This is a genomic window from Phocaeicola sartorii JCM 17136 = DSM 21941 (assembly GCF_054653615.1).
Genome location: NZ_BAAIFW010000005.1, coordinates 45,702 through 70,551 on the forward strand (window position 1 = coordinate 45,702; position 24,850 = coordinate 70,551).

General features: G+C 45.4%; 16 protein-coding genes. 14 read left to right on the forward strand and 2 right to left on the reverse strand.

What is annotated here, in order from left to right; genetic code table 11:
• Positions 1 to 41: 41 nt before the first annotated feature.
• Positions 42 to 1,799, reverse strand: coding sequence for a gamma-glutamyl-gamma-aminobutyrate hydrolase family protein (locus ACYQ0C_RS00365; RefSeq protein WP_016275094.1), 1,758 nt, complete (start codon positions 1,797 to 1,799; stop codon positions 42 to 44).
• A gap of 82 nt (positions 1,800 to 1,881) precedes the next feature.
• Here ACYQ0C_RS00365 and ACYQ0C_RS00370 point away from each other — a divergent pair, with 82 nt between their 5' ends.
• The 9 genes from ACYQ0C_RS00370 (at position 1,882) to ACYQ0C_RS00410 (ending at position 15,327) form a co-directional block, all read left to right on the forward strand.
• Positions 1,882 to 2,790, forward strand: coding sequence for a phosphate acyltransferase (locus ACYQ0C_RS00370; protein ID WP_016275095.1), 909 nt, complete (start codon positions 1,882 to 1,884; stop codon positions 2,788 to 2,790).
• A gap of 39 nt (positions 2,791 to 2,829) precedes the next feature.
• Positions 2,830 to 3,894 (forward strand): butyrate kinase, encoded by a 1,065-nt coding sequence (buk, locus tag ACYQ0C_RS00375; RefSeq protein ID WP_016275096.1) that lies wholly within the window; start codon positions 2,830 to 2,832, stop codon positions 3,892 to 3,894.
• Positions 3,895 to 4,409: 515 nt separating this feature from the next.
• A complete protein-coding gene (locus ACYQ0C_RS00380; RefSeq protein ID WP_016275097.1) occupies positions 4,410 to 4,997 on the forward strand; it encodes a DUF3575 domain-containing protein in 588 nt (195 codons plus the stop codon).
• A 15-nt stretch (positions 4,998 to 5,012) separates the two neighbouring features.
• Complete coding sequence (locus ACYQ0C_RS00385; RefSeq protein ID WP_016275098.1) at positions 5,013 to 6,401, forward strand: DUF3868 domain-containing protein; 1,389 nt, start codon at positions 5,013 to 5,015, stop codon at positions 6,399 to 6,401.
• 42 nt (positions 6,402 to 6,443) lie between these two features.
• Positions 6,444 to 8,225, forward strand: coding sequence for an Mfa1 family fimbria major subunit (locus tag ACYQ0C_RS00390; RefSeq protein ID WP_016275099.1), 1,782 nt, complete (start codon positions 6,444 to 6,446; stop codon positions 8,223 to 8,225).
• A 100-nt stretch (positions 8,226 to 8,325) separates the two neighbouring features.
• Positions 8,326 to 9,507: a FimB/Mfa2 family fimbrial subunit gene (locus ACYQ0C_RS00395; RefSeq protein ID WP_257463635.1), complete on the forward strand. Its 1,182-nt coding sequence runs from the start codon at positions 8,326 to 8,328 to the stop codon at positions 9,505 to 9,507.
• An 18-nt stretch (positions 9,508 to 9,525) separates the two neighbouring features.
• Positions 9,526 to 10,680 (forward strand): hypothetical protein, encoded by a 1,155-nt coding sequence (locus ACYQ0C_RS00400; RefSeq protein WP_032941355.1) that lies wholly within the window; start codon positions 9,526 to 9,528, stop codon positions 10,678 to 10,680.
• An 11-nt stretch (positions 10,681 to 10,691) separates the two neighbouring features.
• Positions 10,692 to 14,111, forward strand: a complete 3,420-nt coding sequence (locus ACYQ0C_RS00405) for a hypothetical protein (RefSeq protein ID WP_016275102.1) — start codon at positions 10,692 to 10,694, stop codon at positions 14,109 to 14,111.
• Between the two features lie 322 nt (positions 14,112 to 14,433).
• Entirely contained in the window at positions 14,434 to 15,327 is an 894-nt protein-coding gene (locus ACYQ0C_RS00410) for an Rpn family recombination-promoting nuclease/putative transposase (protein WP_016275103.1), read from the forward strand.
• 114 nt (positions 15,328 to 15,441) lie between these two features.
• Here the strand turns inward: ACYQ0C_RS00410 and ACYQ0C_RS00415 are convergent, their stop codons facing one another.
• Positions 15,442 to 16,692: a VapE domain-containing protein gene (locus ACYQ0C_RS00415; protein WP_025077210.1), complete on the reverse strand. Its 1,251-nt coding sequence runs from the start codon at positions 16,690 to 16,692 to the stop codon at positions 15,442 to 15,444.
• 843 nt (positions 16,693 to 17,535) lie between these two features.
• Here ACYQ0C_RS00415 and ACYQ0C_RS00420 point away from each other — a divergent pair.
• From ACYQ0C_RS00420 to ACYQ0C_RS00440, 5 genes are all read left to right on the forward strand, one after another.
• Positions 17,536 to 18,033 carry a helix-turn-helix domain-containing protein gene (locus tag ACYQ0C_RS00420; protein WP_016275105.1) on the forward strand — a complete coding sequence of 166 codons (498 nt, stop codon included), beginning with the start codon at positions 17,536 to 17,538 and terminating at the stop codon, positions 18,031 to 18,033.
• A gap of 66 nt (positions 18,034 to 18,099) precedes the next feature.
• Positions 18,100 to 20,682, forward strand: a complete 2,583-nt coding sequence (locus tag ACYQ0C_RS00425; protein WP_016275106.1) for a collagen-like triple helix repeat-containing protein — start codon at positions 18,100 to 18,102, stop codon at positions 20,680 to 20,682.
• Between the two features lie 79 nt (positions 20,683 to 20,761).
• The gene (locus ACYQ0C_RS00430) at positions 20,762 to 21,295 is read left to right on the forward strand and encodes an NUDIX hydrolase (RefSeq protein WP_016275107.1); all 534 of its coding nucleotides are present in this window, start codon (positions 20,762 to 20,764) and stop codon (positions 21,293 to 21,295) included.
• A 15-nt stretch (positions 21,296 to 21,310) separates the two neighbouring features.
• Entirely contained in the window at positions 21,311 to 24,001 is a 2,691-nt protein-coding gene (locus ACYQ0C_RS00435; RefSeq protein WP_032941358.1) for a hypothetical protein, read from the forward strand.
• The gene (locus ACYQ0C_RS00440; protein ID WP_016275109.1) at positions 23,988 to 24,728 is read left to right on the forward strand and encodes a class I SAM-dependent methyltransferase; all 741 of its coding nucleotides are present in this window, start codon (positions 23,988 to 23,990) and stop codon (positions 24,726 to 24,728) included. Before ACYQ0C_RS00435 ends, ACYQ0C_RS00440 begins: the two co-directional genes overlap by 14 nt.
• Positions 24,729 to 24,850: the final 122 nt, after the last annotated feature.

Consider the following 24,850-nt stretch of genomic DNA (forward strand, 5'->3'; position numbering starts at 1 on the left):
TGTCCTTATCAGGGATAGAGAGTCTGCGCCGCAAAGTTACGTTATTTTCTTTGTACTTCTTCCATAACGCGCAGGAAGTTTCCTCCCCAGATCAGGCGGATACTTTCTTCGCTATATCTTTCCAACAGCAGCCGGCGTGTAAAGTTTATCAATTCTGATGCCGAAGTGCAGCCTGTTATGCCGCCGTCACCGTCAAAATCGGTTCCTATCCCTACATGCTCTATGCCCATGACATTTACCATGTGGTTCAGATGCTCGATGGCATCCTTGATGGTAGCTTCTCCGTTCTTACGAAGGAATCCGCTATACATACATACCTGTGCCACACCCCCTTTGGCTGCCAATGCTTTCAATTGGTCATCCGTCAGATTGCGCGGATGGTCGCAAAGGGCACGGGCCGAAGAGTGAGAGGCCACGATCGGTTTGCTGCTGATTTCCAGTGCATCGTAGAAACTTTTCTCTCCGGCATGAGAAATATCTACCATCATTCCCACACGGTTCATTTCTTTTATCACCTGTTCGCCGAAGGTGCTTACGCCCAGTCCTTCCTCATTATAACGGGCGGAGCCGCAGATATCATTATTTCCGTTGTGGCAAAGTGTCATGTACACCACGCCACGATGTCGGAAACGTTCTACATTCGTGATATCCTTGCCAATGGCATATCCGTTTTCAATGCCCAGCATGACAGCCTTTTTCCCTGCTTTTTTCAAACGGGACAGATCAGCGGGAGTATATGCTATATCTACGGCTGTGCAGTTTCTGGCAACCATCTCCTCTATTTCGTTCAGGATGCGATCCGCTTTGGCAGTTGCCGCCAGCAAGGCTTCATCGGTACGTTCCAGCTGTTTCAGGTAAGCCACCATGATGGTTGCGTCCAGCTGTCCTTCCGTCATCTTATGCAGGTCTACCAAGATTTTTTTGTCACGGGTGGCGAAATTTATTCCTTGATCGAAAAACATGGGTGTGTCGCAATGTGAATCCAGCGTTATCATGCGGCTATGCAATCTTTTAGCCTCTCTGAAAGAAGTGGATTCCTGTATAAGCCAGTCGAATACCGGCATCATACAGGGGTTGTTTTCCAGAATAAAACATTCCGGATGCCATTGTACTCCCATCATGGACTTACATTCGGCGGACTCCATCGCTTCAATGACCCCGTCGGATGAACGGGCGGTAACCTTGAAACCCGGTGCAACCTCCTTTACAGCCTGATGATGAAAGGAGTTGACCGGCAATATTTCTGTTTCAAACAATTTATAAAGTAAGGAATCTTTCTCTATCCGGACCGTATGCGAGGCATATCCCCGTCCCAAATCCTGATCGTGTTTGATCCGTTTCCCTTCCATTTGTACATGAATATCCTGATACAGGCTGCCTCCAAAAGCGGCGTTCATTACCTGTATGCCACGGCATATCCCCAGCACCGGTATCTGCCGGTCGGCGGCCAGCTTGGCAAGCAATAACTCCTGACGATCCCTCCGGGGATTTATGCTGTGTAATTCCTTTACCGGATCTTCTCCAAGGAACAAGGGATTGATGTCCGCACCGCCGGTCAGCAGCAAGCCGTCCAGCGCATTCAATGAGTTTATCAAACTGTTAGTATTGTCAGCTGGAGGAATAATGAAAGGAACGCCTCCAGCTTTCAGAATGGAAGTGAAATATCCTTCCAGCAAAGTGCATGCGCCTTCCTGGAAGTTTCCGGTAAGCCCTATGACGGGAGCATCCTTGTGGCAGGGAAAGGTGCGGTGTATGGCATCGTACTCAGCTGAAATGTCAAATGTTTGAAACGTTTTCATAAGTTAAATTATTCATAGAAACTAAGCAAAGATAGGGATAAATTCAGATTTATTTTTCATATTTGCTAAAAATCTAATGACCATGGAACCGATACAGGACTTCGCCGGCTTGATAAGCCGTTTGCGTTCGTTGAAAGAACGGAAACGTGTGGTGGTTGTTTGCCCTAATGACCCTCATACCGAATACGTGATAACCCGCAGTTTGCACGAAGGATTCGCCGATTTCTTATTGGTGGCGGATACGCCCCATTTGTTGAATTCGGAATATATCCGCCTTCAATATCCGGACCATGTGAAAGTATATGAGGCGACGAGTCCCGATAAAGCGGCCCAGGAAGCAGTTTCGCTGATACGTGAGGGACATGCCGACGTGTTGATGAAAGGGATTATCAATACGGACAATTTATTGCGGGCCGTACTTAATAAGGAACATGGTATCCTGCCGAAAGGGAATGTGTTGAGCCATATTACGGTGGCACAGATCCCGATGTACAAGAAGTTGCTGTTCTTCTCGGATGCGGCGGTCATTCCCCGTCCCACCTTGGAACAATTCGAGGCGATGTTGCGGTATGATCTGGAGGTATGCCGCCGCATGGGGATAGAAGCTCCTCGCGTAGCCTTGATTCATTGTACGGAAAAAGTGAACGAGAAATTCCCTCATACACTGGATTATGTGACTTTAAAGGAACGTGCCGCTGCCGGTGCTTATGGAAACATGTACTTGGACGGGCCCATGGATGTGAAGACGGCATGTGATGCGCATAGCGGTGAGGTGAAAGGAATCAGCTCGCCGGTGGTGGGACACGCCGATTTGTTGATCTTCCCCAATATTGAGTCTGGAAATACGTTTTATAAAACAGTGTCCTTGTTTGGTGACGCCAACATGGCCGGTATGTTGCGCGGCACGGCTTCCCCCGTAGTGGTTCCGTCGCGTGCCGATTCCGGAAATTCGAAATATTACAGTTTGGCATTGGCCTGCGTGGCCGGATAAATAATGTGGCAATTTGTACCTTGATAAATTATTGAACCTATGAAGATATTTGTGATTAATCCGGGCTCCACCTCTACCAAAATAGCTCTTTTCATTGATGAAAAGCCGGTATGGGTGGCAGGTGCCCATCATACAGCGGATGACTTGTCGGAGTTTCATCATGTCAACGAACAGTATGAGTACCGTAAGGACTTTATATTGCGGTTGCTTTCCGAAGCGGATATTCCGTTGGATTTTGATGCAGTCATAGCCCGTGGCGGTTTGTTGAAGCCTACTCCCGGCGGGGTCTATGCCATAAACGAACAGATGAGGCATGATTTGCTCAACGCCCGGATGGAGCACGCCTGTAACCTGGGTGCACTGATTGCCGATGAAATCGCCCGGGAATGTCATTGTCCCGCCTACATTGCCGATCCCGAGGTGGTGGATGAATTGCAGCCGGCCGCCCGTTTGACAGGGATTCCGGAGATAGAGCGTATTTCCATCTTCCATGCCTTGAACAGTAAGGCGGTATCTCGCAAATATGCCGCTTCCATCGGGAAACACTATGAAGAGTTGAATCTGATTGTGGTGCATCTGGGAGGTGGCATCTCGGTAGGTGCCCATTGCAAAGGGCGGGTGATTGATGTCAACAATGCCTTGAACGGTGAGGGTCCCTTTTCGCCCGAACGTGCGGGGACCATTCCTGGCGACCAGTTGGCAGAACTGTGCTTCAGTGGCAAATATACGTTGAAGCAGGTCAAGAAGATGCTGAACGGCAAGGGAGGGCTGACCGCTCACCTGGGAATGAATGATGTGGTGACTATCGCCCGGAAAGCTTCCGAAGGAGAGGAGCCTTATAAAGGAGTGTTGGATGCAATGCTCTATACGGTGGCGAAACAAGTAGGGGCCATGTATGTCACTCTTCGTGGGCAGGCGGATGCTATTATCCTGACGGGAGGCATTGCTCATAGTGATTATTGTGTGGCGGTTCTCAGGGAACAGATTGATTATCTGGCACCGGTTGTGCTGATGCCCGGTGAAGACGAGATGGGCTCGCTGGCCTATAATGCGTTGGGAGCCTTGAAGGGCGAACTGCCCTTGCAGGTGTACCGGCCGGAATAAAGGGAGCGGTGTACATCGGAATAAAAGTGAATGGCAAAATCCTTCAAAAGCTTCATGTATACTTAATTCGTTGTTCTTCAGAATATTATAATGAAGGATTCCTTTGCGAATCCTTCATGTATCCTTCATAAATGTTTATGTCAAAGTAGATTTTCTATCGTTTTTTTCTTCATCCCTTGTTGTTTATAAGGACTATCTGTGAATTTAGCATTATTTTTTGTATAATGCTGATTTTTAAGTGTGTTAGCATTCAAAAAAAGTCGATCTCTTGATAAGAGATCGATATCCGATTTCACAAAAGTATGTAATCTGCTGGTTATAAGCAATAAAAAAGAAAAGAAATTTTATATTTAACAAATTAAAAGTTAATACAAATTAGTTTTATCTGTTCTTTTGATTACTATATCGTTGTTTTTAATGCACTGTATATCTGTTTGTTACGAGTCTGTTGTCGATCTCTTATCAAGAGATTGATAAAAAGAGATGGTAAAAAAATAGTATAAACGATAGATCGGATGAAACTTAAACAGTATGTTTTTCTGCTTTCGCTTCTGCTTTTTTGCAGTCCTTTTGTGAAAGCTCAGGACTTTGCCTTGAAGAGCAATCTCCTTTATGACGCCACCGCAACTATCAATATAGGAGCGGAAGTGGGTCTCTCTTCCCGATGGACACTGGATGTGTCCGGCAATTTCAACGGTTGGACCATGTCTCATGAGCGTCGGTGGAAGCACTGGATGCTGCAGCCCGAAGCACGCTACTGGTTCTGCCAGCGTTTTGGCGGACACTTTTTGGGTATGGAGGCACATGGCGGTCAGTTCAATGTGGGTGGGCTGAATAACAGCATTCATTTTCTGGGCACCCATGTTTCCCGTTTAAGTGACGAGCGCTTCCAAGGTTGGTTTGTAGGTGGCGGTGTGACCTACGGGTATGCCTGGATGTTGGGTCGTCATTGGAATCTGGAAGCTGAGATCGGTCTGGGATACTCCTACACCCGTTATGACACCTATCAGTGTGCCGGTTGCGGCAAGAAGACGGAAGAGGATCGTCACCACAACTACTATGGTCCCACAAAGGCAGCGCTGAGTCTGGTTTATATATTCTAAAGAAAGGAGGAACGTATGAAAAATCGTATAAACACTAGTCTTTCCGCACTGGCTGTTTTGCTTTGTTGCGGTGCATTGACCGCCTCCGCGCAGGCGGTATCCGTTCAAGACGCTTCCGTTCAGAGTTTGTCCGGCCTGAAAGTGAGTGGCGCCACCCTTACTCATACTCCGGAGGACTCACTCTCTGTGCTGATGACGCTGGATCTTTCGGAGGTCCGTCCGTCTTCCAATCGTGCAGTGGTTCTTACTCCGTATGTGGTTCATGGCACAGACTCCGTGGAGCTCCCTTCGGTGGGCATTTACGGCCGCAACCGTTATCTGTATTATGTACGCGAGGGAAAGAGCCAGCTGACAGGAGCCTCCGAGCATAGTTTCCGCGTCAAGGATTGTCCCTCTTCATTGCCCTACACCGCCTCTGTGCCCTACACCGGCTGGATGGACGGTTCCGAGCTGAAAATAACCTCACGCATCTATGGCTGTTGTTCCGATATTCTGGATGAGGGCAGCAACCTGCTTGCCTCCTACACCGAGCCGGTGAAAGAAATCATCTGGGCTCCGGATCTTGCCTATATCACTCCTGCCGCCGAGACAGTGAAGAGTCGTGACCTTCAGGGCCGTGCCTACATCGACTTCCCGGTGAATGTGACCGAGATCCGTGCGGACTACCGCGGCAACGCTGTCGAACTGGCGAAGATCCGTGCCACGATAGACTCCGTGCGTCAGGACAAGGATATCACCCTGACTTCGCTGAGCATCAAGGGATTCGCGTCTCCCGAAGGTTCGTATGCCGCCAACGAGCGTTTGGCACGCGGGCGTACCCTCTCGCTGAAGAGCCATGTGGAGAAATTGTATGCTTTTCCGAAGGACTTCATCAAAACTTCGTGGGAGGCGGAGGACTGGGCAGGCTTGCGTGAATACGTGGCAGGCTCGTCGTTGAAGAACCGGGATGCTATTCTGGCGATTATTGACGGTGACTTGAAGCCGGATGCCAAGGAATGGAAGATAAGATCCACTTATCCTGCGGACTACCGTACCTTGCTTGCCGAGGTTTATCCGGGTCTTCGCCATTCGGATTACCGGGTGGACTATGTGATCCGTCAGTTCAGTGATGTGGAGGAAATCCGCCGTCTGGTGGTGAGCGATCCTCAGAAACTGAGTCTGAACGAGTTCTATATTGCCGCACAAAGCTACGAGGCTGGAAGCGAAGACTTTATCCGTGTGATGGAGACGGCAGTGAAGGTCTATCCGGATGATGCGGTGGCGAATCTGAATGCCGCGAATGCCGCTTTGCTGAGAAAGGATGCCGAATCGGCCGCACGTTATCTGCAAAAAGCGGGTGATGGCCCCGAGGCTGGGAAGGCGCGCAAGGCACTGGAGGAACTTCGCGCGTTGGGGGAGAACTAAAGACAAAAGGAATTTACTAACTTATTAATACATTCTATGATTATGAAGAAGAGAAGTTTTTTATTTGGAGCATTGGCAGCCTTGGCTATGGTGGGATGTTCTGATAATGAGATTGAGAAAGACAATGGTTTTGTCGTTCCGGAAGATGGTGTGGTTTATGCTAAGATTAGTGTGGCTATGGCAGGTAATGGAATGGGCAGCCGTGGTTTTGCTACTGGTGATGAAGAATTTGATCCGGGCACAAATGGTAAAGACGATGTTATTGGTGAAAATGATATTAATAGTCTATTGTTCGTATTCTATAATAAAAATGGTATTGTAGTAGGTAATTCATTGGTTGATAAAGAGAAATTGGATGCGATGACGCCAGTGAACAAAAAGGATGAACTAGGTGCAACGCATATGTTTCAAGGTGTGGTACAGGTAACCCTTAATCCGGCAATTACGGAAACTCCTTCCTATGTGATGGCGTACGCTAATCCTCAAAACACGGGTGACCAGCGTAATCCGTTGCCCCAAGTATTACATCAGGAACGCGGCAATGTAAAAGATAGTGATGGGTATTTTACAATGAATAATTCAGTGTATTATGATGAATCGGGGAAATTAGTAACAGCTACGCCAACTAAGCCGGAGGAATATTTTGATTCGGAAGACGATGCCAGACAATCTACAAGTAAAACAACTATTTATTTGGAACGTATGGCGGCAAAGGTTACTGCAAATATTAGTAGTACACTGAAAAATGACCCTTATGAAGTAAATGAATCAAAACATTTGGTGTTTGATATCGACCATGCAAAGTGGTGCTTGACAGGAACAGAAAAAAAAATGTTTCTTATAAAGAATTTGCCCGAAACAAAATCAGCAGCAGAGGAATTTGTTGGAAATTGGGCATTTTCTTCTTATCGTACTTATTGGGCACGTTCTTATACTTACACGGCTGAAGGAAAGGGAAATGCAGTTTTTGGTGGAAATGCTGATCCCACATTTCCCACAACAGGATTAGGGGCTGAAAATGTTGAATATTCATTGGAATATTCACTCTATAGTGACGTGAAAAACTCTTTTGGAGAGACTCCTGAGTATTGCTTGGAAAATACAGGGCGACCTGCTAAATATAATGACTATCCATCTGCTTCAACCAATATACTGATTGCGGGGAAATACAAAGTTCAAGATGCTAATGGCAATCTCGTGGCTGGTTTTAATGGTGAAGGTGATGCAGCTCCTACTTTCTATTATTTCACTAATGATCTTTATTTGGATGATGTGAATCAGGGGGCAAATGGCAGCTTGCGTACTGCTATGGTAAAAAATCAAGTATCTGTATATGCAGATGCGAAAGGCACTACTCCTGCTGGTGAGGACAATTTCCAGGTAATTCAGATAGAAGGACAACCGGCAAGCCGTTATTATCTTCAGCTTAAAGATGGAATATCTAATTTGTATTATAAAGTAGGTGATAACTGTACTTTAATTGGTGCCGATGAAGGACAAACATCTGTTAGTGCCGTAAATAATGCGTTGCAAGAAATGGTGCCTTCGGCTATTAAATATAATCATGGCGAAGCTTTTTTCTCTGTTCCTATTGAGCATACAGGAATAAGAGATAATGACGGTGCGTTACTGACTGGTACTTATGGCGTAGTACGTAATCATTCTTATAAAATTACAATAAATAGTATCCAAGGATTGGCCAATGGAGTTGATGATGACGAACCATTGATTCCGACTCCTCGTGATCAGACCAAATACTGGGTAGGTGCTGATATCAAGACTTTGTCATGGCATGTGGTAACTCAAGGCGTTGACTTGAAATAGGCAATTCTTATCTTTTTATCTTTTGCAGCGGCAGTATTTCTGAGTCTGTCACTGCAAAGATTTAAATTAACAGAAACAGACTATAATAACGAAAAACATTATGAAACTCTTCAAAATACAAACGCTGTGGCAGGCATTGTTTGTGCTGCTTGCAGTCATGGGACTGGCTTCGTGCGATGATGCTATCTATGACTACGAGGGCGACTGTTCGGTGACTTACCGCGTGAGGTTCAGTTACGATTTGAACATGCGCTGGGCCGATGAGTTCGCCAAACAGGTGAAGTCCGTGCGTCTGTATGCGTTCGATTCGTCTGGCAAACTGGTGTGGAGTGGTACCGAAACAGGTGAGGCGTTGTCTCGTCCCGGTTATGCCATGGAGCTTCCTCTTCCGGCAGGGCGTTATGACCTGGTGGCGTGGTGCGGTGGCGAAGGTTCGTTCGATATCGCTTCCGGTGGCACGGTCAACACGCTGGATGATCTGCTTGTCCGGATGAACCGTCAGACAGGCGATGTCGGAACGTACAGCGACAAGGATCTTTCACCACTGTTTCATGGCATGCTTCGTCAGGTGGAACTGCCCGATGTCTATGGCACTGTGATGGATGTCGCTACTGTTCCGTTGATGAAGAATACCAACCGTATCCATGTGGAGTTGCGCCACAAGGACGGTCGTCCGCTGGATCCGGATTTGTTTGTGTTCGGTATCACTGATGCCAATGGCAAGATGAATTACGATAATTCACTGATGAGTGACGAAACAGTCTGTTACCGCCCGTGGCAGAATGCACGTCCCGATGAGGAGGATCTGAGCCGTTTTTATGCTTCCATGACTACCGGCCGTCTGATGGCTGATTCCGATATGCGGTTGACTGTAAAGGATGCGGTTACTGGCAAGGTGGTGATTGATCTTCCGCTGATAGAATATCTGGTGATGGCGAAGGAACAATATACACAGCCTATGAGTGATCAGGAATACTTGAATCGCGAGGACGAGTATTATTTAACTTTCTATATTGAAGGTGGTGAAGATCCCGATCCTGATCCCGATCCTGACCCTGATCCCGATCCTGATCCTGACCCCGATCCCGATCCAGACCCCGATCCAGACCCCGATCCCGATCCTGATCCCGATCCAGACCCCGATCCCGATCCTGATCCCGATCCCGATCCTGATCCCGATCCAGACCCCGATCCTGATCCTGATCCCGACTATAATTGGTATATCAATGCGGGTATATTTATTAATTCATGGCATATAGTTCTTCAGAACACGGACTTATAAACCTAAAAATATCATAGAATGATGATGATAAAACACATATTAAAATATGCCCTCACTGTGGTGCTGGCAGGAAGCCTTTGTGCTTCCTGCATCACCGATTCGGATGATGATGCACAGCCTGCAAAGAAACTGACGGTGAAATTTACTCTCGTTGCCCGAAAGACGCAGGCAGGCGGTGCACGGGGTACTGTGGGGGATAATCATGCTACGGAACTTGGAACAGGACGGGAGAATGAAATTGATATTGATCAGAGGGATTATCGTATTTTAGCTTTTGATCCTGCATCCGGTTATCTGTATGAGGATTTAACCAATAATGGTGAGCTGGCTTTGATTCAAAAGGTGGAAACCAGTAATGGAACAGAATTTCATTATACTGTAAGTTTTCAACAACTACGTACCGCTTTTCAACTGGTGGTGCTTGCCAACTGGAACAGTTTCAGAACCTCACCGGAAGCAGATACTTATGGAACTTTCGAACCATTGAAAACAAAACTGGATGAGGTAATGAAGCGATGTTACACCTTGCCGACAGATCAAAAAAATGAAATGTACATCCCCATGGTGGGTATGCAGACTTATTCTGTCAATCCGAAGGATGAGGCTGTTCTGAACTCATCAAAGGATAAACCTTATAAGCTTGGTAGCATTAACATGCTCCGTTCAGTGGCAAAGATTGAGATTATAGACAAGATCCGTGTGTTGAATCCGGATGCTTCCATTACGGGGGTAAGTTTGTCCGGTTATCATTCCACAGGGACTTACTGGTCAAGTATTATCGGAAATAATTCTGACTGGAATGTGAATGAAACACAGGTTGTTGATCCTACTTTACCTGATAGTCCGGGATGGGTTGATGATAACATATCCTTTTTTGAAGATGAGGCTTTTAGCGAGGATGGAGAAACTTCCGAATATTCCAGATATACCCTGTATGTCAGCGAGTGCGCAATAAATAATCAATATAGTCCAGCGGTAAATATCACGGTGAGCAATCCGGAAGGATCAACACCTGCATCTGAGGAATATTCATTTAGTTTGAATGTATATACACAGTCTTTGCTCCGTAACCACATTTACCGGTATGAAATAAAAAGTGCGTCATCGGATGTGAAGATAAATTATATGGTATGTCCATGGAATAGAGAAGATGGCGAAATTTCTTTTGATTAACTCATTTGTTTATGATAGTTAAAATGGAATATAAAATAAGAATACAATGTTTGATATGGCTGCTGTGTGTAGGTATGTCATTGTTTATTGCCTGTAAGGATGATGTTTTATATAGTGGCGAATATGGATCGGAGGGAGAACCTGTTACTATCAGCTTGAAATGGTCTGTCCCTGAAATGGATGTGAGATCGCGTGCTGAAATGAGTGATGCTGATGCTGCCAAGGTAAATGATCTGTGGGTAGGCATTTATAATGTGGCAACGGGGGAATGTACATATAATCAATTATATGAAGGGCTTTCTACTACAGATGTGCATACTGCGCATTTGTTGGAGGACATAACTACAAAAACGGGCAATAGTTATATTGTAGCGGTAGCTAATGCAATGACTAATTTTGGAATTAGTGACGGTGATGAGAGTGATAAGATTATAACAGTTGAAGGATACGATAGGGGCAAGGGAGATTATATACCTTTACATCTTTTATTGAATAAGGCGAATACTTGGGATAAATATTTAAGCATCTCCAGTGTTTTGACAACCCCGACTAATGTAGACCGTTTTTCAGCAGACTTAGTTATGAACGGGGTGTTTCATAGTGGTACAGGGGATGATGGTGTTTCTTGGGCGGCTCCTAAGCCAGTATATATTCCTGCTAGTAAAAGTTCTGATGTATTTGGATATATTCATTTGCAGCGTCTGATAGCGTATAATAAGTTTACGATTAAAGCTGGTTTGAATGTTACAGTGGAACCGATCAGTTGGCAAGTGTATAATAATCCAGTAATGAGCTATTTACAAGAACGTGAAGGTGATATAAATTCTGCAGATCAATCTCTTTATTTTGTAAATGCAAATAAGGATGGATATACCACCAACCATAGTGTATCAAATCCCTCTTATATATTTGGAAAGGCTGAAGATGGCGATGGATATGTCTTTGACTTTTATCAGTATGAAAACAAGCAAACGGCTGTGGAGTATGCAGAAAGTAATGATAACTATGTAGGAATCAATCCTGCTGGCTCTGATCCTTATGCCGACCGTGAGCGTGAGTTTAAAGCTTCCGACGGAACAAATACCGGAGTATATAGAAGCCTTTGCAACACAGATAATAAAGATGAAATAAAGCCGGGAGGAGTAAATAGGAAGAATTTTGCCTCTTATGTAACATTCAAGGCAAAAGTTTCTTATTATGTTGGACCTGTGCCTGATGATTATCAAATTCCTGCAGGTTCTGGCTATAAAAATCGTGAAGATGCTTGGGCAGCTGAAGCCAAACCTGTTGATCCTTCTACATCTAATGCCATGTTGCGTACAGGATATACCACTTATACGGTTCATCTGGGATATTGTGAAGAGAAAGAGGACGCAACTCCTACTTTGGCTACCGCTCGGGACTTTCATTGTCGGAGAAATACGAAATATGATTATACTGTGACGGTTAATGGGCTACAGAATATTGTGGTGGAAGCAATCAGCAGCATAAAAGAGAACAATTCTGGTGCGGAAGGAGAAGTGACAGATGCGGGGAAGAGTCAGGTAATAGAACTGGACGCCCATTATGGTGTGTTTAATATTCAGCTAACCAATGAGCAACGGAATAATTTGAGGTGGAGGATTACTGTGCCTTATGGTAATAAAACGTATACATTGAAATGGCCTGAAGATCCGGGTGAAGAAACTGGAACGCCAGCAGGAGATGTAAGTGTAAACAGAAAAAATAAGTTTTATAATTGGATTCGATTTAAACCGGCACCAGATGAGAAATATTATGCTATTTATCGGGAAAACAATATAAGTGACGAGGCTGCTGATAATGCATTGTGGACTTTGGAGGATTTGCGGAATGTTGCAGACCATCCGGGTATTGATGCAGAAGGAAGGGATGTAACCACAGAGGTGACTGATAGGACTCCTCGTTATTATACTGTTTTTGTAGATGAACATGTTTACGAGGAGGCTGCTGATGAAACAGGGACCAATTGGAAAAATTATGTTGATATTGGTGACAGAACGGTATGGCTGAATACTGATATCTATCACGAATCCGATGATAAGGAAAGTGTATATATGCAGTCACAATATATGATAACTCAAAAGTCCATACAGACATACTATAACAGAAATAGCGAAGGGCTGAATGCTATATTGGGAATGGAATATGAGAATGAAAGTTATGGTTTGAATCTGCGGTGGAGAGTTGAGAATGCTCCTGCTCCTAATGGAACTTATACGGATGGAAATGGTGTTTCAATGACGATGAATGGTTGGAATGCTGATAATGGACGTTGGAATGAATGGTATTATTTATCGACTAATCATACTATTACAAATCCGGAGGGTAAAGACTGGAATGGAACGGATGGTATTCTTCAAAATACTCAGACTTTGATGAATAAGAATTTTATTCCTCGGGGTGTAAGTCCAGCTATCGGTAACCGCCAAAATGAAAATAAACCAGAAACTTATCCGGCAGTATATGCTTTGCAACCGTTTACACGAAATTGGAGTCGAAGTGCAGATCCGACAGACAGTAGGGAATATTATGACATCCTGTCTGTATGCATGAACCGTAATCGGGATTTGAATGGCAATGGAAAGATAGATAAAAATGAATTGAAATGGTATTTGCCTGCTTCAGGAAAATATTTGCGTATGATTTTGGGGCGACATTCCATGAAGACTCCATTGATGGACTATGATGGCACACCTAGCTTGCCTAATGGGGCAGGATCGTATGATAATACTCGTTATCATTATGCGACAAGTGATAAAATTATATTATGGGCGGAGGAAGGCGTTTCTACTAGTGATTGCCCTAGTGATAATAATGGCTCTGTCCCGTGGCAGGTGCGTTGTGTACGCAATCTTGGAGTTGATTTAAATCGAATTTTGAATAATGATCCTGTTCAGCAGGCTTATAAATTGGATGAACAAAATAAGCATATTGTTGTATTGGAATATTATGATGCTTCTTCCATACGTGGTAGTATTGCAGGATACCTGCCAGTACATACAATAAATGAAAATACCAATATGGTTGCGAAACGCTTTGAATATGCAATAGCGGATTGTAATTCAGAAAATACTACAGTGCGGCCAGGGGCGGCGTTAACTGTTGATGCGAATGGGCATTTATCATCTACAAATGAAAACCTTTGGTTGGCTTCGGCAAATGAGAACCAGATCTGTAGTCAATACAGTCAAAACGGAGATGGAGCCAGATGGCGTGTACCTAATCAAAAAGAACTTACCATTATGAGGCGTTTGGGCGTTTTTACTCAAAATGATGTAAAATGGTTGTCTTGTACTCAAGAATATTATGGAAACCGTTTTTTTGGTGTAACAAAAAATATATCAACGGTTGGTAGTGGAAATGTAGGGAACCGGGCTGTCCGCTGTGTACGAGATGTGATAGGACAATAAATATTGGAGTGTGCTGTAACATAACATTTACTTTGCCCTTTATACAATAAAATTTCCCTAAGAAGCAGTTTTCTGTTTTTTGGGGAATTTTTATTTTCTTAGCAGCTTCCTGCTTCCCTTACCCGGCCAGTGCCATCACCAGTTTATACCTATTCCCAGCCATGATATGCTTCCGTTCCGCCCATCGAATTCATGTTTCTCCTCCTCCTGCTTACTGTCATGCTGTTCTCTGTTTTCCGATAGTTTTTCTTTCCCACTAAATCCCCGATATGTTAGGAAAAGCGGTATAAATTTCGTTCCTTTGTGGCAAAACCGAAGGAATATGGAAAAAGATACTTACATACGTTTTGACTGGGCGATGAAGCGCATGCTTCGCGACAAGGCTAATTTCGGGGTACTGGAAGGTCTGATCACCGTGCTGCTGAATGAGCAGGTGCGCATCGTGGAGATACTGGAAAGCGAAGGCAACCAGCAAACGCCCGAGGACAAGTTCAACCGTGTGGATATCAAGGCGAAGAACAGCAAGGATGAGATCATCATTGTTGAGATACAGAACACGCGCGAGTTGTATTATCTGGAGCGTATCCTGTATGGGGTGGCGAAAGCCATCACCGAGCACATCTCTTTGGGAAAGCAGTACAGCGAGGTGAAAAAGATTTACTCCATCAGTATTCTTTATTTCGATATCGGCAAGGGAAGTGACTATCTTTATCACGGCCAGAATCATTTTGTCGGCGTGCATACGGGCGACCGTTTGCAGGTTACCACGCGGCAGGAGGATGCCATTATCCATAAACTTCCCGAAAAGGTATTCCCTGAGTATTACCTGATTCGTGTGAACGAGTTCAACAAAGTGGCGAAGACCCCTCTGGAAGAGTGGATCAGTTATTTCAAGACCGGGAAAATCAGTCCTGACGCACATGCCCCCGGGCTGCCCGAAGCTAGAGAGAAGTTGAGATATTATGATATGACACCGGAAGAGCGTCATGCTTACGATGAACATCTTAATGCGATCATGATACAGAATGATGTGCTGGATGGGGCCAGAATAGAAGGTTTGGCCGAAGGGCGTGCCGAAGGACGTGCCGAAGGTTTAGTGGAAGGACGGATGAAAGGCATCATCACAGTAGCCCGTAACTTGAAATCCATGAATGTGCCGGCAAAAGAGATAGTCAAGGCGACCGGATTGTCATTGGAAGAAATAGCCGGATTATAATACCGGGATAGCCGGATTTGAAGTATATAAAGATTATGAACGGGGGTGTGCCGAGTCCTTTTTACCAATAAAATACCCCCTGCTACAGCTATGTGTGGCAGGGGGTATTTTCCTTTATCCGGCCAGCGGCACCAGTTTATACATATTTCCGGTTGTGGTATGCATCCGTTCCGCCCCTATCGAGTTCATGATTCTTCCCATCTTGTTTACCGTCATGCCGCGCATGGCTGCCGGATAACGTTTCAGCAAGAAGTTGAACAAGGCCACAGCCGAGTAGAGTTTGAAATCCTCGTCCTTCTCCGGCAGCCGGAAGTAATGGAACACCATCTCCGTCTCTGTGGGCAAGGCATAATACGCCTGGTTGCGCAGTTTCAGCTCGGCCTCCTCCTCCGCCGAGAACCAGTAACGCTTTCCCTCGTCCAGTTCCGCTTTCAGCTGGGCGAAAAGCTGTTTGTGCTCCAGTGGCGAGCAGTCTATCTTCTCCTTTACCTCGGCGAAGAAATAACGGCGGCTTCCGCTGGGGTCGGTGAGCAGCGCTTTCCGGTTGCTGGTGCCGATAAACGAAGCCATGCGGGGCAAGTGGCTGTAGGACGAGCGGTGCGACTTGCGGAAGTCCAGCTTTTTCATCTGCATCAGATTTTTCAGTAACGGCAGTTTCTGCGGCGGGAGACGGTCGTACTCATCCAGGTTGATCAGCCCGAAGAAAGCCAGTTTCTGTTCGCATCCCGCCTGCCCCGTCAGTTCGAAACTGTCCGTATAGTAGTCCTTCAGCGAATCGGGCATCAGCAGTTCGCAGAAGGTGGATTTGCACCGTCCCTGTTCGCTGCTCACCAGCATGGGAGCCACGGCGTTGGCGCACCGGGCCATGCGTCCGCTCCATTGGGCGGTCACGCCCAGCAGCCAGCGGTGGAAACTGTTCACCCAGAAACTTTTCGCGGATATGCGTTGCGCCAGCGGAGTCACACGGTCTTTACCGTCCCATTCGGGAAGAGCATCCATGTAGGAGAGCAACGGATGGTAGTCCGGTATCTGCTCCGAGTTCACGAACCGGCTTACATCCTTGTCCCAGCAGTTGATGTGGCGGGCGCGCGCCTCCAGACACAGACTGTTCAGGGTGCGCTGGCTTATTACCTTATATATAGGTGTGCCGTTGCCCTTCTTGCTGTATTCCGTTTGTTCTGTCAGCACATTGAAGCGGAAATGGTAGTGGTTCAGCAAATATTGCTCCATCTTTTGCTGTATTTGCTCCGTCTCCGAGTCTTTGTGCGTTGATAATGAGAAAGATGTACTCTCTTCTGACGTTTTTTTTACTACATTTGATGAGGCAAGCTTCTTCATTACTTTGTTCAATAATTTTCTATCCATATTTTTTGTTTTTGGGTTTCCGTTGGAACAAAGATACTGCCAGAAAATGCGTTTTCCAAGTGTTTCCCGTGGGGTTTCAGATAAAAGTGATTAAGCGTGAATATCCCTGATAATAGCTTGTTTTGTCAGGTTGATTATACGATATCTTCCTTTCGAGTCAATTGTTTCACTCTAATGATGATATTGTATCACTAGAGTGATGAAGTTTGAGCACTTTAGTGATGAAGCTTCATCACCCAAGTGAAATGACTGACTCGAAAGGAAGATGCAACAACTTCGACCGGATGAGAAACCTTATTTGTCCGGTTGTTGTCACTTAGCACAGTGTGGCGGGGTCTCGGTTTTTCGGGATTTTTGGGAAAGTATATAATCCGAACTTTAATTATGGCGAATTCACCATAATTGGAAACCGATCAAGACTCGATTATTTTAAAATTGGTGTGAAGGAGTTTGCACCAAGATGGCAAAGCAAAAAAATAACTTTCGGAGAAAGACGGAGATTGTAAGTATCTGTATCTATGAATATTATGCACGGCATGAGCATGAGTCTCTTAATAAGAGATATACATTTACTGTGCAAAAATAAGTAAAGTTTTGAATACTAGTGCATTTTTTATAGAAAAAATTACCCAGTAAGTGAAAATAATTATTTTTCCACTTTAAATATCCTCTTTGTATATAGTCTTTCCACCTCCTTAATTACTTGATTTTATGTCTTTTATCTTTTCATAATAGATCTCTTATTAAGAGATCTACAAAAAAGCCCCGTTTCGGAGAGCCTTATATATAAGGTATAAGTCCCCTTGAAACGGGCGGAAGAACTGATAAACGGGAACAAGGCAGATGGAATATCTATTTCTAAAACGTAAGAAAACGACCACCGACTCGGTGCGACAGAAAACTTTGCTTTATAAGGCCGCCGAGCGGCGTTGGAAGGAAGTGTCCGTCGGAGAAGGGGAAGTCCGGAAGGCTGACAGCGATATATATAAAGGTATATTGTATCAGCTGGAGATACGTCTGGTATTTCTGGATGCTTCATTGTCCTTGAGAAAACTGAGTGAGATGCTGGATACCAACCAGACTTATCTGAGCAATGTGGTGAACCGGTATTTTGGATGCAATCTGAAAGAGCTGGTAAACACCTACCGGGTGCAGTACGCCAAAGAACTGCTGGTGTCCGGACGGTGCACCCTGAAAGATTTGCCGGAATCCTGCGGATTCGCGTCGAAAAGTGCCTTCTATGCCGCATTCTGCAAGGTAGAGGGTATGCCTCCCCTGTCCTTCAGGAGGAGGGAGGGAAAGGAGCGGACGGCATGGAAGACGGATGAAGTAACAAGTTGAAAATGAATTTACTTATGTATAATCAATTTTAGTTTTTTAAATTTATAAATTTAAAGTTTTTCTATTATGAACAAAAAGTTTTTAAGTGCAATCCTGTTCGGAGCCTTGATGGTTTCGTCGACAGGTACATTTGTGTCTTGTAAAGACTATGATGATGACATTGACAACATCAACAAAGAGTTGACTGATATCAAGTCTCAGCTGGCTGCTTTACAGACCAAAGTAGACGCTGGTAAATACGTTACCAACGTAACAAAGCAAGGTGACGGCATTGTCGTTACTTGGAATGACAACAGCACCAGCACTATCGAAACCATTAAGGGTGACAAGGGTGACAAAGGTGATAAAGTGGAAATCGCTATCGATAAAGAAACAGGCAACTGGATCATCGACGGTCATGACACTGGTATTTGCGCTGTAGGTAAGGACGGCAAACCGGGCGAAGCTGGTAAACCGGGTGAACCGGGTGCTCCGGGCGAAGCAGGCAAACCGGGTGACAATGGTATCGATGCTAAGTCTCCTTCTATCGACCCCGAAACAGGCAACTGGGTGGTTTACACTTGGAACGCTGAAACAAAAGCATACGACGCTACCGATACAGGTGTTTCTGCAAAGGGTGCCAGCGCATACGTAGTAGATATGGGCAACTATTATGAATTGAACGTAGCCGCTAACCAAGCCGGTTCTGAATACACAAAGGTGAAATTGCCTAAATTCGCTTCTGTTACCAGCATGAGCTTGATGGAAGGTACTGCTACATTGACATACGGTACAGTAAAAACTGAAAACGGTGTTAAGTTTGACGGTGCAACCTATGCAAAGGGTACTGTATTGACTAATGCTTCCGCTCAGCTGATTGCACAGATCAATCCTTCGGGCATTGATGAAACAGCGATCGATTTCGCTATCGTGAACAGCAAGGGTACTTCTCCTTTCGTTGTAACGAAAGCTGAGGCTCACAATCCTAAAGACGCTCTCACAAGATCTTCTGCTAACGGCTTGTTCGCTTTGACAGTAGGTATCAAGGCCGGTGCTACAGAAGAAGCATTGAAAGAAGCTAGCAAACAGCGTTTGGCTTTGAGAGCTGCTTCGGGTGATTCTTATGTATATACTGCATACGATGCGGAAATTACTGCTGGTACAACACAAGATGCAGTTTCTGCAAATGCTGCTTCTACAAAATTGAACGAAACAGTAGACTTGAACAAGTCTTTGACTAATGAGGACGTTATTTACAAGTGCTACTATCAATTGGCTAACGCTAACGATGCAGCTACTTACGGCATCACTTTGACTAGAGAAGGTCAGTTCACTGCTACCAAGGCTGTGGCTGTAGGTCAGACTTTCACTGTTAAAGTAAACGTAATGGATGTGAACGGTAAAGTGTCCGAAGGAGCTACAGCTTTGACAATGGACGTAACTGTTAATAAGGCTGACATCTCTTCTAACAACAATCTTGCTGATGTAAACTATACATTGGGCGTAGCTACTCAGAAGGCAGACGCTGACTGGGCATTCACTTCATTGAACAACATGTACAGTGCAATGGGTGCGGACGCAGGTTTGTTCAAGAAGAACTGGAATGCAATGGAAATTCAGTTTGTAGATGCTGAAGGTAAAGAGATTACAGAGGTTAAGAATGCTGCTGATAAGAATGTAGCTATCTCAACCTTCATCGAACTTAAGGCTGGTGCTTACAAGTTTACTAAAGAAGGTAAGGCTGAATCTGTAAAAGACAAGTATGCTGAAACTGCTGAAACATTCCTTGCATTCAAGATTGATTACACTAAGGCTCCTGTTTGTGAATTGAACGCAGTAATTACATTCAAGAAAGGTGCTGATGAATTGCGTAAAGAAAACGTGAAGGTAATCATCAAGGCAAACGCTGCTTCACTGGTGAAAGACCCCGCATACTTCAACGGTAATAACGCTAGCGCATACGGTAAACCTGCTAATGATGTCGTTACTTACGATTTGTTGTCTCTGTACAAGAACGCAGATAAGGCAACTAATATTTCATTCAAGGAAGTATTGCCTTCTGATGGCAAAACTTGGATGAGTCCCAATTCTACAGAAATTACAGTTCCTGTATACGATGCTAAAGACGCTATCAACACTGTTTACGCTGAAAGAGAGTTCAAGGTAACTTACGCTCCGTTCGGTAATCCCAACATCGCTCCTGTAGCTGAAACAATCAAGTTGACAGTGAAGAGCCCGGTTAAGGAAGGTACATTTGCCGGTCCTACTGCCGCTAAGTCTATCAAGGGAGATGCCGTTCTTAAGGTTCTTGCCAGCGAATTTACAGGTGCTGACGTATTCGGTACTAAGTTCTATGTAGGAGAAATCTACGCTGAAGCGGGAAATCTTAAAGTGGATACTTATAAGTACAACAACACTGTAGGTTTGAGCACAGTTACTATCGAGGCTGCTGATGATAATGCTAAGCAATACTTGAACGTAGGAACAGCGTTCGAAGGTGCTTCTATTGATAAGAACAACAAGTCTCAGTACTTCACTATCGAATTGAAAGATCCTCTTACAGTAGTTGCAACTGCTCAGGAATGTCAGGTTAAGGTTACTGTAACCGACGTTTGGGGTACTTCTGTATCTTCTATCGTTAAGGTGACAGTTGCTAAGAACAACAACTAATCTTATTTAGTTAAGATAACCACAGAGATGCCTCCTTGCACAAGGGGGGCATCTTCTGTCTTTTAAAAAAGTACTGATTATGAAAGAAGAAATGCTGGATATATATGATGAGGCGGGACAACGCATAGGCGTGAAAACGTATGCCGAGGTACATCGCGATGGAAACTGGCACCGTGTGGTGGGGCTGTTTATCATCAATAGCCGCCATGAAATCTTGATGCAGCGGCGGAGCAGGAAGAAAAGTATTTCGCCCGGGCTGCTTACCGTATCGGTGGGCGGACACCTGAGGACGGGTGAGGATGAATATGCCTGCATGAAACGCGAGATGCACGAGGAAATGGGCATCGAACTGGATGTCGGGCCTGCGCGGCTGCTCTATGCCTGCCGGGACTCTAAAACATCACAGGACAAAACAGACAATGTATTCCTGGCCGGATACACCCTGCATGGCGATATAGACCTTTCTGCCTTGCACTATGACAAAGACGAAGTGGAGGAATTTCTGTATATCCCCTGCACAGAGCTGAAAAGAATGTTCGACGAAGGAGTTGCACTGGGAGTAAACCGACAGGTCATGACAGCATTGTTCGAATATATGAAAGATAGCCAATAAGTAAAATCGAAAACTATGATGAGCACAAAGAAGAACACCCCCGGAAAAAGCGGTCCCACACCGGAGTATGTGGACTGTATCATATTCTCCATTCTGAAAGAAGAAAAAGAACTCTTTATTGGTTTCCTTCGTGAAAAAGGCTTTTTTGACCGTGAGGTATGCGAGACCAACGCATACGGCCATTCGGGTCTGTCGGCCGAGAAATTGTTCTTTATAGACAAGAACCGTAAAATAAGAACCTGCGTGGTGTGCAGCCTGGCACGCAATGAAAACATCAAGGAGATGGGAAATGCGGCGGCCTACAAGCTGCTTTATATCATCTCGCGCTTCTATAAGTCAGGATTCTATATCAACATAGGAGTGGTAGGAGCATTCGGTGCCAAAGTAAAACTGGGGGAAGTCTTTTTAGTGTCTCAAAATGTATGTGTCACCAAGAAAGATTCCAATGGAACTTTTTCACAAAGCACGGCAGAAATTAACCGTTCCATCGTCCAAAGTGTATTTGATAAAATAAATGCTGCCGGACACGAAGAACTGCTGCGGCAGATCTCGAAAAATATAAAGGCCCGGCTGGATGCAGTCAAGGCAGACCGGGAAATCAGCACCTTGCTGGCCGGTGGAGAAATTGCCTTGACGGAAGGAACAGTGAAATGCGGCACATGCATCACCTTTCCGCATGTGCTGAAGAACAAGGCGGAACTGCTGTCCGACAAGTCGCTGGATACCTTGAAGGAGTGGGACATTGTGGACATGGAAGCCTATTATTTTGCAGACTGGTTTTCCTTAATGAAAAGGATCGATTCCAGGCATTGCTTCCCCAAAAGTGAGTTATTGATAGTCAAGAGCCCTTCGGACACCTGCGAGGAGGCGTTGAAACACAAGCTAAAAAGACTCAGAAAAGTGGCTATGGGCAATATCAGCGAATACGTGGCCGCTTACTTGTCCGAAATACATGAGTTTACAGATGGAAAGACGCGGAGAACGATGACTTGTGAAGAATACCTGCGAAGCAAGTGCGACAAGAAACACCTGCCCCGGCTGTCGAGAGCGGCATCGGATACTACGGACTATGACACGCTTTTCTCGCTCATCGCCGAAACCAATTCTCCCTCCGGCTCTCCCTTCTCTATTTCCCAACTGGCCAAAGACATGGCAGATATACACCGTGCCCTCATTATTACCGGAGGCCCCGGAAAAGGAGAGAATATCCTGCTGGCACTGATTTATGAATGCTGCGCGTCACCCAAACTCTATATTGACTTTAACAAGCTGGACCGTGAGCGGTGCGGTGTTGAAACCATCTGCAGGTGCCTGCTGCATCTGTTTGAATCCGCATCCGGTAATTACGTCCTGTTTCTGGCCAATCTGGACAGTGTGGTCAAGAAGAAGGACGATGGCAAGAAGAAGGACGATGAAAAGAAGGATGCCGACGGTCAGAATGACGTTGAAAAGGTGCTGAATATACTGGACTCATGCAAAGATAAGTTCACATTCTGCATTACCTACAATACCAATCAGGACAAGACCGATTGCCAGTTCATCACAGAAATCAAGCAAAAAATCAATGCGAACAAGGAAGTGGTGGAAATCACCCTGAATAATATCTGTTCGTACAATGAAGACAAGGTAGCCTCCTACGTCAACTGCTATGCCTCTTTGTTTCTGGCGGACAAAACGGAGGCCGAAAAATCTTGCTTCATCGAGAATTGCCGCCACGTGATAAGCGTGGAGGATGCGCTGAAGAAGGAGATAAAGCATATAGACTGGCAGCTGATGCAGCTGTTCGGTCATTTCGATAAGATGTTTATGAAAGCGGAACATCTGAATATCTACGAAATCATATCTGAATACTGTGCCGGCCATCGTTTGAACGAGGTGGTGGCCGAAGCCATGCAAAGAGAAAATATCGACAGGAAATATTTCGGCGAGCTGGAATGCAATGTGTATTGCCGGGCTTTTGTGTATGCCAGATACCTCTATCAGATACTGCTGGACCTGGAGAAGAACATCAGTCTGTTGAACCGGTCCGATTTCTACCTGTCCGATTTCATCGACTATTTTATGCACCATCTTTTGAGCGGTTCGGCGGAAAAAGAACGGATCTGCCGCACGCTGTTGAAGCATATCGATGAGGTGGATAACAACATCAGACACGAACTGCTGTATCTGTTGTCCAAGAACCTGTCGGGCGACAATGCCGTGTCCGGTGAGGTAAAAAGCGTTGTCCGCCAGCGGATAGACCAGATCAACCTGAATGATATCGGTACTGATGAAGAGGGCTGCATGAAGATCATTCAATACAGAACCTACGCGCTGCGCCTCAAAGATTCCGGCAATGCGGAATACTTGCAGTTGTTTGTCGAAAAGATGAAGACCGACAAACGGTTCCGGCGTGTCAATCTGGCGTTCTTCCTGAATTATTATTCGCAGAAAGAGTTTACGTATGCCGAGGTTGTCGGTATGTCCAAAGAGATGAAGGGGAAAATCAGCGGGGTCATGCTGCACAATGCCTTGTATAAATTAAGACGGATATTGAGAGAGGGGATGAATGCCGGGGATGCGGAAGTCCGCATGTATTATTACACATTGAAGTCATTGGTGGACGTGGCTGTAAGGACCGGACTGGGTGACAAGATAGACCGTGCTGCCTGTGCGGGCTGGATGCAGGAACTGGATGTAATGTTTGAGGAAGATGTGGCAAGCTAAGATTTTCAGGTATCAGCGTGACCACACCCAGTCTTTTCACCGCATAGTGGACGGGGAGGAAAAGACGGGCATCCTGACGTATTATGAAAACCACGTGTATATGGACAGCGACTTTGTACCGGCCGGTTCCGTACAGTATATTACGCGGGATTCGCTTCTTGCGAAATATAGGCGTGACATGGACCGGGTTGACAGAAGGTTTGATATTCTGCGTGCCTGGGGAGTTCTTCCTACGCGGAATTGCCATATATTGGACTTGGGATGTGGATATGGAGCGTTCATCGCACAATGGATGGCTCATGGGTTTGGCCATGCATACGGAATTGAACTTTCTTCGGCCGCCCGTCAGGTTTCTCCTGTGTCAAGCCACATTATGTGGGGGGATGTGAACAGGGCAGACTCATTGCCTATCCCCGGGGAGCTTTCGATGATTGTCGCCTTGGATGTCATCGAGCATCTTTTTGATGTCAAGCAGGTATTGAAAACCCTCTATCGGAAGACCGGCCCCCGGCTGAAAATGCTGATAGAGATTCCGATAGTCAAGCCCGGCATCGACACGGAAGCTCTTGCCCGGTATAAATATCTGTATCCTACCAGGCACTTGCATCTATATACCCCCTGCGGCATAGAACAAACCTTGTGCGAGTGCGGATATCGTCTGCTTCAAAGCGAGATGCTGAAAGACGGAAATAAATGTCTGATGCTGATAGAAAAAGAAGAGTTGTAGTAGAGGAGGGGGGAAGGACGTGAAGGAATTTGGGGCTGTTTGCGCTTTTGCGTTATAGGTTAACGTGAGTTCGCTAGATGAATGAACATATAGCCGAATAGCCTTGAATTAAAAAAACAGGT